Origin of the sequence: Xenorhabdus siamensis, assembly GCF_037996745.1 — a bacterium.
GTDB lineage: Bacteria > Pseudomonadota > Gammaproteobacteria > Enterobacterales > Enterobacteriaceae > Xenorhabdus > Xenorhabdus indica.
The window spans coordinates 205,310-220,166 of sequence record NZ_JBBMXE010000007.1 but is presented as its reverse complement, the minus strand read 5'-3'; the positions used below and the strand labels follow the sequence as shown (position 1 = coordinate 220,166).

The 14,857-nt window shown below is 42.6% G+C and carries 13 protein-coding genes and 1 pseudogene; 6 read left to right on the top strand and 8 right to left on the bottom strand.

Features of this window, described 5'->3' with window-relative positions:
* Window positions 1-71: 71 nt before the first annotated feature.
* The 7 genes from fabI to pspF form a co-directional block, all read right to left on the bottom strand.
* A complete protein-coding gene (gene fabI / locus AAC852_RS07795) occupies window positions 72-860 on the bottom strand; it encodes an enoyl-ACP reductase FabI (RefSeq protein ID WP_340620547.1) in 789 nt (262 codons plus the stop codon).
* Between the two features lie 179 nt (window positions 861-1,039).
* Window positions 1,040-1,849 (bottom strand): putrescine export ABC transporter ATP-binding protein SapF, encoded by an 810-nt coding sequence (gene sapF / locus AAC852_RS07790; protein WP_340620546.1) that lies wholly within the window; start codon window positions 1,847-1,849, stop codon window positions 1,040-1,042.
* A complete protein-coding gene (gene sapD, locus AAC852_RS07785) occupies window positions 1,850-2,842 on the bottom strand; it encodes a putrescine export ABC transporter ATP-binding protein SapD (protein WP_340620545.1) in 993 nt (330 codons plus the stop codon).
* Window positions 2,842-3,729, bottom strand: a complete 888-nt coding sequence (gene sapC, locus AAC852_RS07780; RefSeq protein ID WP_340620544.1) for a putrescine export ABC transporter permease SapC — start codon at window positions 3,727-3,729, stop codon at window positions 2,842-2,844. The genes sapD and sapC overlap by 1 nt, the downstream gene beginning before the upstream one ends.
* A complete protein-coding gene (gene sapB / locus AAC852_RS07775) occupies window positions 3,716-4,681 on the bottom strand; it encodes a putrescine export ABC transporter permease SapB (protein WP_340620543.1) in 966 nt (321 codons plus the stop codon). The genes sapC and sapB overlap by 14 nt, the downstream gene beginning before the upstream one ends.
* On the bottom strand, window positions 4,678-6,423 hold the full coding sequence (sapA, locus tag AAC852_RS07770) for an ABC transporter substrate-binding protein SapA (RefSeq protein ID WP_340620542.1): 1,746 nt from the start codon (window positions 6,421-6,423) through the stop codon (window positions 4,678-4,680). Before sapA ends, sapB begins: the two co-directional genes overlap by 4 nt.
* Window positions 6,424-6,749: 326 nt before the next feature.
* Window positions 6,750-7,778, bottom strand: a complete 1,029-nt coding sequence (pspF, locus tag AAC852_RS07765; RefSeq protein ID WP_340620541.1) for a phage shock protein operon transcriptional activator — start codon at window positions 7,776-7,778, stop codon at window positions 6,750-6,752.
* Between the two features lie 224 nt (window positions 7,779-8,002).
* On the opposite strand from pspF, the gene pspA reads away from it, so the two are divergent.
* The 6 genes and pseudogenes from pspA to tyrR all read left to right on the top strand — a co-directional run bounded on the left by pspA (window position 8,003) and on the right by tyrR (window position 13,744).
* Entirely contained in the window at window positions 8,003-8,674 is a 672-nt protein-coding gene (pspA, locus tag AAC852_RS07760; protein WP_340620540.1) for a phage shock protein PspA, read from the top strand.
* A 44-nt stretch (window positions 8,675-8,718) separates the two neighbouring features.
* A complete protein-coding gene (gene pspB / locus AAC852_RS07755) occupies window positions 8,719-8,940 on the top strand; it encodes an envelope stress response membrane protein PspB (protein WP_038270282.1) in 222 nt (73 codons plus the stop codon).
* Window positions 8,940-9,299 carry an envelope stress response membrane protein PspC gene (gene pspC, locus AAC852_RS07750; RefSeq protein WP_340620539.1) on the top strand — a complete coding sequence of 120 codons (360 nt, stop codon included), beginning with the start codon at window positions 8,940-8,942 and terminating at the stop codon, window positions 9,297-9,299. The genes pspB and pspC overlap by 1 nt, the downstream gene beginning before the upstream one ends.
* Window positions 9,300-9,544: 245 nt before the next feature.
* Complete coding sequence (locus AAC852_RS07745) at window positions 9,545-10,942, top strand: YcjX family GTP-binding protein (protein ID WP_340620538.1); 1,398 nt, start codon at window positions 9,545-9,547, stop codon at window positions 10,940-10,942.
* Window positions 10,939-12,042, top strand: coding sequence for a YcjF family protein (locus AAC852_RS07740; protein ID WP_340620537.1), 1,104 nt, complete (start codon window positions 10,939-10,941; stop codon window positions 12,040-12,042). The genes AAC852_RS07745 and AAC852_RS07740 overlap by 4 nt, the downstream gene beginning before the upstream one ends.
* 155 nt (window positions 12,043-12,197) lie before the next feature.
* Window positions 12,198-13,744: pseudogene (gene tyrR / locus AAC852_RS07735) on the top strand (transcriptional regulator TyrR).
* A gap of 103 nt (window positions 13,745-13,847) precedes the next feature.
* Here tyrR and AAC852_RS07730 read toward each other — a convergent pair.
* Window positions 13,848-14,816: a serine/threonine protein kinase gene (locus tag AAC852_RS07730; RefSeq protein ID WP_340620536.1), complete on the bottom strand. Its 969-nt coding sequence runs from the start codon at window positions 14,814-14,816 to the stop codon at window positions 13,848-13,850.
* Between the last annotated feature and the right edge of the window lie 41 nt (window positions 14,817-14,857).

The following is a 14,857-nucleotide window of genomic DNA, read 5'->3' as shown; positions in this document are numbered from 1 at the left end:
GGAAAGAAGAGATAAGTTCAGAGATAATACTACCTCTGAACTTATATCGCTATATCAACAAGTTACCGAAATTATTTCAATTCCAGTTCATTCATGGCAGCGATGCTGAACCCGCCATCAACATGCAGGATCTCACCAGTAATACCACCAGCCAGATTAGAACACAGGAATGCAGCAGCATTACCTACATCTTCTGTGGTAACGGTACGACGGATAGGCGTGACAGATTCACAGTGTGCCAGCATTTTACGGAATTCTTTGATACCAGACGCGGCCAAAGTGCGGATTGGGCCTGCGGAAATACCATTAACACGAACACCTTCGGCACCCATAGCATTTGCCATGTAACGTACGTTTGCTTCCAGAGACGCTTTTGCTAATCCCATAACGTTGTAGTTAGGGATTGCACGCTCTGCACCTAAATAGCTTAAGGTAAGCAGGGCTGAGTCAGGGTTCAGCATGCTGCGACAGGCTTTTGCCAACGCAACAAAGCTGTATGCACTGATATCATGTGCAATTTTGAAGCCTTCGCGATTGACGGCATTGACATAATCCCCGTCAAGTTGTTCAGCAGGTGCGTAGCCGATAGAGTGAACAAAACCGTCGAATTTAGGCCATACCTTACCCAGTTCAGCGAACAATGCGTCGATACTTTCATCTTTAGCCACGTCGCATGGCAGAACGATGTTCGAATTCAATGATGCAGCGAATTCTTCGACACGAGGTTTCAATTTGTCATTTTGGTAGGTAAAAGCCAGTTCAGCACCTTGATCGTGCATTGCCTTAGCAATTCCATAGGCAATAGACAGTTTACTGGCGACGCCAGTGATTAGAATGCGCTTGCCGGTCATGAAACCCATAGCAGTTCCTTATTGTTCTTAATGTTCAAAATACCAAAGTTAATATCATAGAGTAATAATATACCTACTATAACTAGGGTATTCATTGTTAATAAACGGGTATGATTCTACCACGCTGGAAAAAAATGTGGTGAGTTTCCACTGCTGTTCCGATCAGTGATAAAATTTACCCAATAAAATCAAGTGATATCCTGTCTCCATGCTTCGGCGGACAGCGGTTCGCCAAAATGGCTGGCTATCAACTTGCGCGTAATATCATGTAATGGAGAGGCCAGCACTTCGGCTGTATTACCGCGCTCTACGACTTCCCCCTGATGCATGACCAACACCTGATCACTGATATGTTTCATCATACCGAGGTGCTGGGTAACGTATATATAGGCAATACCATGTTTCTCCTGTAATTCCAGCATCAGATTAATAATCTGAGAACGCATAGACATATCAAGAGAAGCCAATGCTTCATCAGCAACAATAATTTGAGGTTGTAATATTAGTGCTCGTGCCAGTGCTACACGCTGCTTCTGACCTGAAGCCAGCATATGTGGGTAATAATTGGCATGATCGGGCAGCAGTCCGACTTGGCGTAATGTCTGATTGATACGTTTTTCCCGTTCAGAAGGAGAAAGTTTTGTATTCAGGATCAAAGGCATATCCAGAATCTGACCAATCCGTTGACGGGGATTTAATGACGTACTGGGATCTTGAAAAATCATACGGATGAGCTGGCTGCGGTAACTATAGTCCCCATAAGCCAGTTTATGGTTTTTGATTAAGATTTCACCTGATGTAGGTTCGATAACCCCTGACAGCATTCTGGCCAGCGTAGATTTGCCTGAGCCATTCTCTCCGATAATCGCCAGCGTTTTTCTGGGCTGCAAAGTAAAACTTACGGGCTTCACGGCATCAAGATAATGGCGGCGGAAAAATCCGGTACGATAGCGGAATGTTTTCGTCAGGTTTTTAACTTCCAATAATGTCTCGACCATTTATTGTTCCTCCATGTTCAAGGGGAAATGACAGGCAAAAGTATGACTTTTGACTCCCCGCAATCGTGGCGTTTCAATGCAGGTCTTTTGGGCATAAGGACAACGAGGCCCAAGACGGCATCCAATCGGTAAATGTTCCAATGATGGAATCACACCGGGTAGGGTGTTCAGGCGACTTTTATGGGGTAGTGGGCTACCGAAGTCAGGAATCGAGCGGATCAATGCCTGTGTATAAGGGTGGCGAGGAGTGACTAGCAACTCATCAGGTGTAGCACTTTCCACCGTTTGACCACAATATAATACGTTGATTCGCTTTACCAATTTACTCATCATTTGCAGATCATGGCTAATCAACAAAATCGTCATGTTGTTGTTTTGATTCAGGATAGATAGTAAACGGAATATTTGGGCCTGCGTTGTTGGTTCCATTGCATTGGTTGGTTCATCCGCAATCAGCAATCTTGGCTGATTGGCAAGTGCAATGGCAATCATCACTTTTTGACACTCTCCATCTGTTAACTCATAAGGATAAGAGTTCATAATGTCATGGTGATCTTTGATACCTACCCGATGAAGCAATTCAATAGCACGGCGTTTTTTCCAGTTAAATCGTTGCCACCAACGACCTTTAAATGTCCAGCCGGGAATAGATTGAATAAGTTGTTTACCAATACTTTCCGATGGATCGAGGCATGATTGGGGTTCTTGAAATATCATTGAAATATTGTGACCAATAACTTTACGGCGCTGTTTTGGTGTCAGGCGCAATAAGTCAATATCATTAAAGCGGAAACGATCTGCGGTAACTGTAAGATTATCTTTTGTGACACCACAGATAGCCTTGGCGATTAGGCTCTTACCAGAACCTGATTCACCAGCCAGTCCAAGTATTTCACCTTCGGTTAACGAAATACTCATCCTGTCAACGGCTTTGACAGGGCCTTCTGCCGTTATGAATTCAATTGTAAGATTACGGATATCGAGTAACGGCATTATTCGACTCCTGCATTAATAGCGCGGTGCAGGCCATCACCAAGTAAGTTAACCAGCAGGACGCTGAGCATAATCGCTGTACCGGGCAACATCACTGTCCAAGGGGCAGTGTAGATTAATTCCAGTGATCCACCGAGCATAGCTCCCCATTCAGGTGATGGCAATTGTGCACCAAGATTGAGAAAACCTAAGGCTGCAATATCAAGGATGGCAATAGAGAAAGTACGCGTTAATTCACTGACTATTACAGCAGTAATATTCGGAAAAATGGCATAACGTAGAATATGATAATTTGAAGCGCCATCCAAACGGGCAGAAATAATATATTCTTTATCCAACTCGTCGTGTACAGCGGTATAAATGGTCCGTACGATCCTTGGTAATAAGGCCAGCCAGATAGCAATCATCGCATGTTGTAGACTGGCTCCCGCAAAAGCAACCACAATGATAGCCAATAACAGTGAGGGAATAGAAAGTAAGGTGTCAAGAATGTGGTTTAGAATTGCAGATTTCAACCCATGTGTTATGCCAGCAAGGCTGCCGATAAATAATCCAACAATGGCCGCTGCTGTAGTCACAATCAACGCCGCACCAAAAGTAGAAGAAGTGCCAATCAATAACCGGCTAAAAATATCCCGCCCAAGATCATCTGTGCCAAGAAAAAAGGCAACATTACCGTAATGTGACCATGAAGGGGGCATCAACTGGTCGATAAATTGCTGATCAAGCTGATATGGAGCAATATGGCTACCGAAAAGACTTAAGACAATCAAAATCAGTACGCCATAAAAACCCGTCATTGCCAGCGCGTCAGCATAGAAAAAACGCCAGATAACTTTTAGGGGCGAAGGCGTTTTCTTTTCACGGTAAAAATTATCTAAGGGCATACCATTCCTTATGTTTTAAGGGATTAGCCATCGCGCCAATAATATTTGTCAGCACGTTAACTGAAATAACTAAAGTGCCTATCACCATCACACCCGCAGAGATAGTCGAATAGTCCTGCTGACGAATGGCGCTGATAAGCCAACGCCCCAATCCCGGCCAATTGAAGACTTGTTCTGTAACCATAGCTAATGTGAGCATGGTTGAAAATTGTAATCCTAGCTTGGGGATAATGGGAGGCAGGGCATTATGCAGTAAATGACGACGGATAATCGTCAGTTTCGATAAGCCACGAATGGAAGCAGATCTTATATAGTTGGATGCGGAAACCTCTTCCGCACTATTACGCATCAGGCGAATAACATCAGTCATCGGAGCAACTGACAGCGTGATAACAGGTAAGATCATATGCAGGATGACATTCATGATCATTTCATTACGATGAGGGCTTTCTGATAACCAGGCATCAATCAGTGCGGAACCTGTTACGGGTTCCATTCGGTACAGTAAATCAATCCTGCCTGATACTGGTAACCAACCTAAATGCAGTGAAAATAAGAGAGTAAATAGCAAAGCCAGCCAGAACACGGGAATAGAAAAACCAAACAGTGCAAGCGTGCTGATAATTTTATCTGCTTTTTTATTTCGCCATACACCAGCAATAATCCCTAAAGGGATACCGATTAATAGTGCCAGAGTGAACGAAAGCAGGCAAAGTTCAAGGGTTGCCGGAAATACATCGTACAGTTGTTCAACAATTCTCTCACCATTAATGCTGGAAATACCAAAATCCCACTGTAGCAGGCCGTGAAAATAGAACAGATAAGCATCAATCAGTGATGCACCGCTTAAAGGTCCGTGAGGAGTAAAATACATCAGACTAAAGCTGATTAATGAGAGAAAAAATAACGTCACAACCAGCAATAGCAAACGACGCAGAATATAAATAATCATTTGCTTCCCTTTTCGTTTTTAGCCGGCGTAAGTTCAGTGGATATATGTTCAGTAGATATATAATGTTCCTGCTCTCGGTAAACACCGGCAAAAGAGCTATTGCCAAAAGGACTCAGAACTAATCCTTTAATGTCATAGCGAAATATCTGTGATCTCATTGGATAAGCTAGTGGTAATACAGGTAATTGTTGGGCAAGGATTTGTTGTGCAATATGATAACTTTTGATACGTGACGCGAGTTGTTGATCTAAAAGTGCCTGGTGGATTGCATTATCAAAAGTCGGATCACACCAGCGGCTTAAATTTGTTTGAGATGCGATAGCTGCACAACTGAAAAGCGGGCGGAAAAAACTATCAGGATCGTTACTGTCAGTAGACCAACCCGCTAACGTCATATCATGGGTTTTGTCCATTAATTGGTTTTCCTGAAAACGGCCTTCAACAGAGCGGATAGACATGTTAATACCAACATGCGCCAGATCTGCCTGAATCAACTCTGCCATTTTCAAAGGACTTGGATTATAGGATTGTGAAGTGGTTGGCACCCACAATGTCAATTCCAGCCCATTTAAACCCAATTTATGGAGTATCTTGCGGGCTTTTGCCGGATTATATTCGGTGATTTCAGCCCGATTATCATAAGCCCATGATGCTCTTGGTAAAATAGATGCCGCAGTTTCAGCCGTGCCATAATAGATAGCTTGCATCAACCTTTGGTTATTGATGGCATACGCAATGGCATGACGCACTTCCAGTTTATCTAATGGCGGTTTACTGGTATTGAATGCAAGATAGGCAATATTCATCCCTGAACGTAAAGTCAGGCGTAGGTTCTGATCACTATGCAGTAAGCTCCATTGGTTAGCCGTTGGATAGGCCAATACGTCACATTCACCAGTGAGTAATTTGGATATCCTGCCTGTACCACCCGCTCCGGTATCTACAACGAATTGTTCCATCAATGGCTTACCTTTCCAATAGTTATCATGCCGGACAAGACGGATATATTGCCCCATCTGATAATCTTCTAGCATGAATGGCCCTGTTCCGACGGGCTGCCAGTCAATTTGTTCCTCCCTGTTTATGTGATGCAGTTTCTGCCCGTATTCGGCAGATAATATAGGAGAATAATGAGTGGCTAAATGCCAGAGAAAAGAAGCATCAGGAGCATTCAGGCGGAACTCGACAGTATATTTATCGATTTTGCGGATATCCTGAACGGAATCACCAAACTGTAAGCTATCAAAATAGGGGTAATGCCCGCCATTGACATAATGATAATAGTGTGTTTTGTCGAATAAACGGCGGAAGCTGAAGATAACATCATCAGCGTTCATCGTACGGGTCGGAGTAAACCAGGCAGTTGATTGAAAAGCGACGTTATGACGCAAGTAAAAACGGTATGTAGCTCCATTATCCTTTACTTCCCAGCGAGAAGCTAATTCTGGCATTAAACGATAAGTTAGAGGGTCTACTTCCAGTAGACGATCATAAATCTGGGCGGCCAGAGTATCTACAGTCAGACCGCTAATAGCCATTTGAGGGTTAAAGGTGTTCAGGTTACCGTTAACGCAATAAATAAAGCCATTCTGCCGCAGGGCTGCCGGAACATAGGATATACCTTCTGATATATGTCCATGAGTCACTTTGGCAGTAGCTTTAGTCGTTTCTGGAATAGCTGTCTCAGCAGCCAGAGTGGACGCTGAAATCAATAATATGATCCAGTAAATCAAATAGCGCATATAAAACATCAGTTATGGAAAAAGTCTGGCTATTGTAACTTAACTAACCCTTCTTGCTCAAAAACAACGGGTAGATCACTATAGTGAGAAAAATTCTCAATAAAACACTTTACAATCATTATTGATAAGCATTATCATTCGCATCGTGCTGTTGAGATGTGTTTCGTGACCCCAGTCTGTTGTCTCAATATGCATGACATTGCTCACATTGCTTCCAGTATTTTTTTATTAGCCAGCTCGGGTGCTGGCTATTTTTTTATCTGTGTAACTTTCAGCATTTTTTTCTTTTTTTAGCCCATAACTCACCCATCAACAACCCATCATTTTTAAGCCATAACATGAATATTGATGTGATGTTTTTTGATTAATCCACGTAATTGATGGTATGTCAGGTTGAGTTTCTCAGCCGCTTTTTTCTGGCTGTATTGGCTTTCTGTTATTGCTTGTATAATCAGCCGCTTTTCACAGTCGTTTTGCCATTGTCTTAAATCGAGAGGTAAATCGGGAAGAAAATAGTCACTGGTTGTGTTATGGCCAGAGGTTTTCTCTGACGCCGTTTGTACCGCAGATAAAAATATTGGTGATGTTGAAAAAGGATTGATAATAACAGTAGCTAATTCATTTTGGTTATCTCCATGACGGTAGATAGAGCGCTCTATGACATTTTTCAATTCACGAACATTGCCGGGCCAATGATAATCGAGTAACTGCTGTTTGGCTTGCTCAGTAAATCCTGGAAAGAAAGGAAGGTTTAATTCCTGACACATTTGAATGGCAAAGTGTTGTGCCAGTAACATAATATCTTGTTGTCTTTGGCGCAATGGAGGGATGTTGATAACATCAAATGCCAGCCTATCGAGTAGGTCAGCTCTGAATTTTCCATGATCTGCCATAGCAGGTAAATCTTCATTGGTGGCGCAAATCAGCCGGACATCAACTTGTAAAGCCTGACTGCCCCCCACGCGTTCAAAATATCCATATTCAATCACCCTTAATAGCTTTTCTTGTACTTGCATTGGCGCAGTAGCGAGTTCGTCAAGAAACAGTGTTCCGCCATCGGCTCGTTCAAAACGCCCCAGATGCTTTGAACGTGCACTGGTAAACGCACCCGCTTCGTGACCAAAAAGCTCTGAATCCAACAAATTCTCGTTGAGGGCTGCACAGTTCAGTGAAATAAAAGGACCTTGCCACCTGGGAGAAAGATAGTGCAGACGGCGGGCAATCAGCTCCTTACCTGTTCCCCGTTCTCCCAAAACCAAAACGGGTTTATTTAATTTTGCTAATTCAGAGACTTGCTCCAAGATCTCAATAAAATTATTTGCTTCCCCTAATAGGTTATCAGTGAACTGATTCATAATTTTCCCACTAATAGATGGTGTTTTTCGCCAATTACTGGTTGATTTAACTACAATAAAATATTGTAAGAAAAAATCAAATGAAAATTAAATGATATATTTCAATGAGATAATTTAAAAATAAAAGTTGGCACATATCTTGTATTTAACTGAATGCCTTACTCTGTATCTTACTTAACAGTACACAGGCATAACATACATTCTAATGAAAGAGGTTTATGACTATGGGTATTTTTTCTCGTTTTGCTGATATCGTTAACGCTAATATCTCTTCCCTGTTGGATAAAGCAGAAGATCCACAAAAAATGATCCGCTTGATGATTCAGGAGATGGAAGATACGCTGGTGGAGATACGTTCAACATCTGCGCGTACTTTGGCTGAGAAAAAGCAGCTTTTGCGCCGTATCAGCACCGGAGAAAGTCAAATTGAAGGTTGGCAGGAAAAAGCTGTACTGGCATTGAGTAAAGACAAAGAAGATCTGGCCCGTGCTGCCTTGATTGAAAAACAAAAAGTCAGCCAATTGGTTGAAACGCTGAAAAATGAACTGTCTATTCTGGATGAAACGTTTGATCGCATCAAAGGAGAAATTGCTGAACTGGAAAACAAATTGACAGAAGCGAGGGCAAGACAGCAGTCTTTGACTTTACGTCATCAGGCGGCGGCTTCTTCCCGTGAAGTACGTCGTCAGTTAGACAGCGGTAAAATTGATGAAGCTATGGCACGTTTCGAGCAGTTTGAGCGCAGAATTGACCATATGGAAGCAGAAGCGGAAGCTGTTGGTTTGGGGAAAAAGCAATCGCTGGAACAGCAGTTTGCAGAATTGAAAGCGGATGATGAAATCAGTGCACAACTTGCTGCACTCAAGGCTAAAATGAGTGCTAAAGATTCACAGTGATAGCAAATGTTATTCGCACTTTCATTGATAACTAAGGAAAGGTAATGGCCTATATATTTCTGGGGATCCCACTGATCCTGTTTGTGCTCTTTGTGTTACCGATCTGGTTATGGTTGCATTACAGTCACCAGAATCGCGGTAAATTAGAGAACAATGAAATTCAACGTTTGGAGCAACTGGCAGAAAACGCCCGGCGTATGCAGGAGCGGATCAAAACGCTGGAAGATATTCTTGATGCAGAACATCCAAACTGGAGACAATCATAATGTCCAACTCTTACCGTGGAAAACTTTACCGTTTGCCAGAACAGGGAGTGATTAAAGGTGTATGTGCTGGGTTAGCGCATTATTTTGGTGTCCCGGTTGCGCTTATCCGTACCATAACAATATTGTCACTATTCTTTGGATTATTTGGCATAATAGTATTGGCTTACATTATCCTGACCTTTGTATTAGATCCCGCACCTGCGGGATATCAGGCAGAGGAAAACAGAGCACCATCAACCCAAAAAATGCTGGATGAAGTTGACTACCAATTGCGGGCAGGGGAAGAACGTTTGCGCCAAATGGAACGTTATGTTACTTCTGATACCTATAATGTGCGCAGCCGATTTCGTCAGCTTTAAGCGATGCTGGATAGATTTTCAGTGAGGCAACTTGAATTATTGGCAGGAGCTTATAAAGTTGCTACGGTTGCAATCCCTCGTCCATTACTCTCACCCATTGGTTGGGTGAGGGAATTTACCTGTTCGAAAAATCCAAGTCATAATAAACAAGTTATGATAAAAATGGACGATATTGGAAATACCTTTATTGAAATATAGCAGGCATAAATCATAAATAATGTCATGGTGTCCAATTCAGGAGAAACATGAAACGATTGCAAAATGAACTGACGGCACTTGTTAATCGTGGAATTGATCGCCATTTACGGCTGGCAGTAACTGGATTAAGCCGTAGTGGGAAAACAGCATTTATTACTTCTTTGGTCAATCAGCTTCTGCATGTTCACAGTGGTGCCAGATTACCGCTGTTTTCAACTGTGCGTGATGGCCGTTTATTAGGTGTAAAACGAGTACCGCAGCGGGATTTTGGTGTTTCCCGTTTCACTTATGATGAAAACATTGCTGCATTGCATAATACACCGCCTTATTGGCCAATTCCGACGCGCGGAGTGAGTGAAATCCGCCTTGCCCTGCGTTATCGTTCAGAAGGTTCTTTATTTCGTTATCTCAAAGAAACCTCTACCCTCTATCTGGAAATTGTCGATTATCCGGGAGAGTGGTTATTGGATTTACCTATGCTGGAACAGGGTTATCTGGCATGGTCACGGCAGATGAACGGATTGTTGAAAGGTGAAAGGTTAAACTGGGCTGAACCGTGGTTGGCATTATGTAAACAGTGTGACCCACTGGCACCTGCCGATGAAAATCTGTTGGCCAGAATTGCGCAGGCTTATACGGATTATTTGCACCAGTGTAAAACACAGGGGCTACATTTCATTCAGCCGGGGCGTTTTATCTTACCGGGAGATTTGACGGGAGCACCTGCACTGCAATTTTTTCCCTGGCCAGATATTGATCGAATCGGAGAACCTCAACTACTTAGAGCGGATAAAAATACCAATATTGGTATGCTGCGTGAACGATTTACGTATTACTGCAATCACATCGTAAAAGATTTTTATAAAGAACACTTTCTTCGTTTTGATAGGCAAATTGTTCTGGTTGACTGTTTGCAGCCATTAAACAGTGGCCCCCACGCTTTTAACGACATGCGTCTGGCGCTGACACAACTTATGCAGAGTTTTCATTATGGCAAGCGGACGCTATTTCGTCGTTTATTTTCGCCTTGCATTGACAAGTTAATGTTTGCAGCGAGCAAAGCGGATCATGTCACCGCGGATCAACATGCCAATCTTGTTTCCCTCCTCCAGCAACTTGTACAAGAAGCATGGCAGAATGCTGCATTTGAAGGGATCAGTATGGACTGTGTCGGCCTTGCGTCTGTTCAGGCAACTGAAAGTGGTATTGTGGTACATGAGGGAGAAAAGATCCCGGCTATCAAGGGAAACCGTTTGTCAGATGATAAGTTATTGACATTTTTTCCGGGAGAAGTGCCACAACGTTTGCCTGACAATGTTTTTTGGCAAAAGCAGGGTTTCAATTTTGAATCATTTCGGCCAAGACAAGTTAATATTGATGAGCCGTTGCCTCATATCCGCATGGACAGTGCGATGGAGTTTTTATTAGGAGACAAACTGACATGACGGACTTTTTGAAGACGGAAGCAAAGGGAACTGGCTCCTTAAAACCAAGAGTGGATTTTGATGATCTTTTATCAACATCACCAGAAATTACTTTGAAATCCCAAAAAAAATTCAATGAGCAGGAGAACGAATTCTATCCGGTTATGCCTGAATTGAATGCTGAAGCGCAGGAAAGTGAATTTGAAGGAGCAGTGAATGCCGCTTTGAAGCCTAAGCGCAGCTTGTGGAGAAAAATTTTTTCTGGCGCAGTACTGTTATTGGGTGTCAGTGTTATCGCTCAGTTTATTCAATGGATATATCAGTCATGGCAACAACAGAATTGGATTGCATTGGGTGTAGCTGCCGCAGGGAGTTTGATTATCTTTGCGGGAATAGGGGGAGTAATCAGTGAATGGCGTCGTCTTTACCGTTTACGCCAGCGGACAGAAGAACGTGATATCGCCAAAACATTGTTACAAAGTCATGGCATTAGCAAGGGACGGCAATTTTGTGAAAAACTGGCAGAACAGGCAGGTATCGGGCAACAACATCCTGTTTTACAACGTTGGCAGGCGGCTGTGCATGAAACTCACAATGATCGTGAGATAGTCATGTTATACAGCAAGCTGGTTCAACCTGTTCTGGACGAACAGGCCAAAAAAGAGATCCGCCGTTCAGCAGCAGAATCTGCACTGATGATCGCTGTCAGTCCACTTGCTGTGGTGGATATGGCCTTCATTGCATGGCGCAATATTCGTCTTATTAACCGGATTGCGGCAATATATGGAATTGAATTGGGATATTTCAGCCGTATTCGTTTATTTCGGCTGGTATTGCTGAATATTGCCTTTGCAGGTGCGTCAGATTTGGTTAGAGAAGTGGGAATGGATTGGTTATCGCAGGATATTGCTGCCCGGCTTTCAGCCCGTGCTGCGCAGGGTATTGGCGCGGGGTTACTTACGGCTCGTCTGGGAATTAAGGCAATGGAGCTATGCCGTCCTTTACCCTGGATTGATGACGATAAACCCAAGTTGGGGGATTTCCGTTATCAGTTAATTAACCAGCTTAAAAGTACGTTGGCGACTAAGTCCAAGAGTGAAGCTAAAAAGACAGGACTGTAACCAATTAGAAACCATCATCAATTAGAAGCGACTGTCACTTTAATTTGACACTTTGCTTTATTGTCAACTTTAGCTGACAAGGGGCTTCATCTATTGCACCGTAACGAGTAATATTTCAGGCGGTTATGAACATCGTGTAAATAAGGTCGGAATAAATGCGATTGGAAGTTACTTGTCAGGATCGAATTGGGCTGACTCGCGAGTTACTTGATTTATTGGTTTTAAGAAATATTGACCTGAAAGGAATTGAGATCTCTCCTGAACGTCGTATTTACCTTAGTTTTACTCAAATTGATTTCAATACCTTTCGCTTGCTGATGGCAGAAATTCGCCGTATTAATGGCGTGATAGATGTCAGGACAGTGGCTTTTATGCCGTCAGAAAAAGAGCACAGAGCGATGTGGACATTACTGGAGTCTGTGCCTGAGCCTATCTTGTCCATTGATATGAAAGGAAATATCGATTTGGCTAATCTGGCATCCCAGACATTGTTTGGCATTAGCAAAGAAAAAATCAGCCCAAAAAATATCAGCCAACTTATCAGTAATTACAATTTCCTTCGTTGGTTGGAAAGCGATCATCATCAGCCTCATTCAGCAACATTAACTATCAAAGGAAAATCTTATTTGATGGATATTACACCCATGCAACTGACTGATGAAAATCAGAAGGTTAAATGTGTGGGAGCAGTGATTATGCTACGTGTATCCGTTTATGCAGAACCTGCGCAGAAAAAACTGACAGTGAATGACGATCAGGCCTTTAAGAATATTATTGCTGTCAGTCCGAAGATGGTTCATGTTGTTGAGCAGGCCCGTAAAATGGCTATGTTGGATCTGCCTTTGTTGCTTATTGGTGATACAGGAACAGGGAAAGATGAATTTGCCAAAGCGTGTCATCTGAAAAGTTCAAGAGGAAAACAACCTTTTCTTGGACTAAATTGTGCCTCTATGCCGGATGATGTAGTAGAAAGTGAACTGTTTGGTTATGCAGCAGGTGCATATCCGAATGCACTGGAAGGTAAAAAAGGCTTTTTTGAACAGGCGAATGGCGGCACGGTTCTGTTAGATGAAATTGGTGAAATGTCACCACAAATGCAGATCAAATTACTCCGTTTTCTCAATGATGGAACATTTCGTCGTGTTGGAGAGGATAACGAAGTTAAAGTGAATGTCAGGATCATCTGTGCTACTCAGAAGAATTTGGTTGAGTTGGTGCAAAAAGGGGAATTCAGGGAAGATCTCTATTATCGGCTCAATGTATTAACAATTACTTTGCCGCCTTTACGGGAGCGTCAGGTTTTGCTAGAGAGCAAGGTGTAGAAAAACCCAAATTCTCACCTGATCTGGAACAATTCTTGTGTAGCTATCATTGGCCCGGAAATGTGAGGCAGTTGCGTAATGCTATCTACCGGGCATTAACGCAGCTTGAAGGTAACCAATTAAGCCCACAAGATATTCAGTTACCGGAATTAGAAACAGAAACTGCCTTTATCAATGAAGACATTCTGGTTGGTTCTTTAGATGAAATCAGTAAGCGTTTTGAACGTTCTGTTTTGACCCGTCTTTATCGCCACTATCCCAGTACCCGCAAGTTGGCAAAACGACTTGGTGTTTCTCATACTGCTATTGCCAATAAACTGCGTGAATATGGATTGAGTGGGAAAAAACAGACAGTTGGATTGGATTCGAATGATGAATAATATCTGCTTATACAAACAACAGAGTTTTCCCAGGGAGTAATGTTTTTCAGGAGATGAATTTTCGGTTGTTATTCCTGGCTCAGATCTCCTGAAGGCAGGCATGTCAGGAGATCTGATAAAGGAATGGGAGATGCGATGCGGGAGTTTTACAGGCTTGTATGAGAGAGGGTTTTATCATCGCAGCTAATTTTGAAATGGAAGACGGGCGGTCTGACACTTTTATTGCCAGCATACAATCAATGACATGTAGAAATGATAAGGAATAACCTGTAGGGCATTGTTTGGTTAAAGGTTGATAATGATCTGCAATATTGCGCACAATGCTGACGGGTGGTGGTTTCCCGACAATCAAAGTATGTAATACAGCCCCTAATGCATAGATATCAGTCCAGGGGCCTTGCTGTCCTTCTTCATTGATGGTGTATTGTTCGCAAGGCGTGAAACCAGGCCTGACAGTGATTTCTTCATCATCAGACAAATGTTCTGTTGTTTTTCGGGCCGATCCCAAATCAAGCAGTATTGGTAACTGATTGTTTTGAATTAAAATATTATCGAGAGAAATATCGCAGTGCAGATAACCTGCCTGATGAAGCGTATTGAGGGCATCAAACAAAGGAAACAAAATACGACATAGCCAGTTCTGCGTAATGATCTTTGGGTGTTTTAGCTGCAACAGTTTTAGTGTTATGCCCCTGTAAAACGGAGTGGCAATGTAAGCCGTACTATTCTGTTGCCAAAAACGCAAGAAACGGGGCAAACACGGATGATTAAAGCAAGACATTATATGGGCTTCGCGCATAAAACTATGAAGACCGATTTTGAATTTCTTTTGCAGACTTGAGCAACGCAGATTTAATTTCAAATCATTGCGACGGATCACAACTGCTGATGGTAGATATTCTTTAATGGCAACAGCACATTTTTTACGGTGATCCCAGGCCTTATATACGATGCCAAATCCACCTTTACCCACAATTTTCTCAATTTCAAATTCCTTGAAGCAGTACCCAATAGGTAATGCCTGCAATAATGAGTGCCTGTTATTAAAGTAGTTATAGTAGGAATTCTGCATCGGAGATGACCTCTTGAACCTTTGTTTTGTCCTCTTTACTT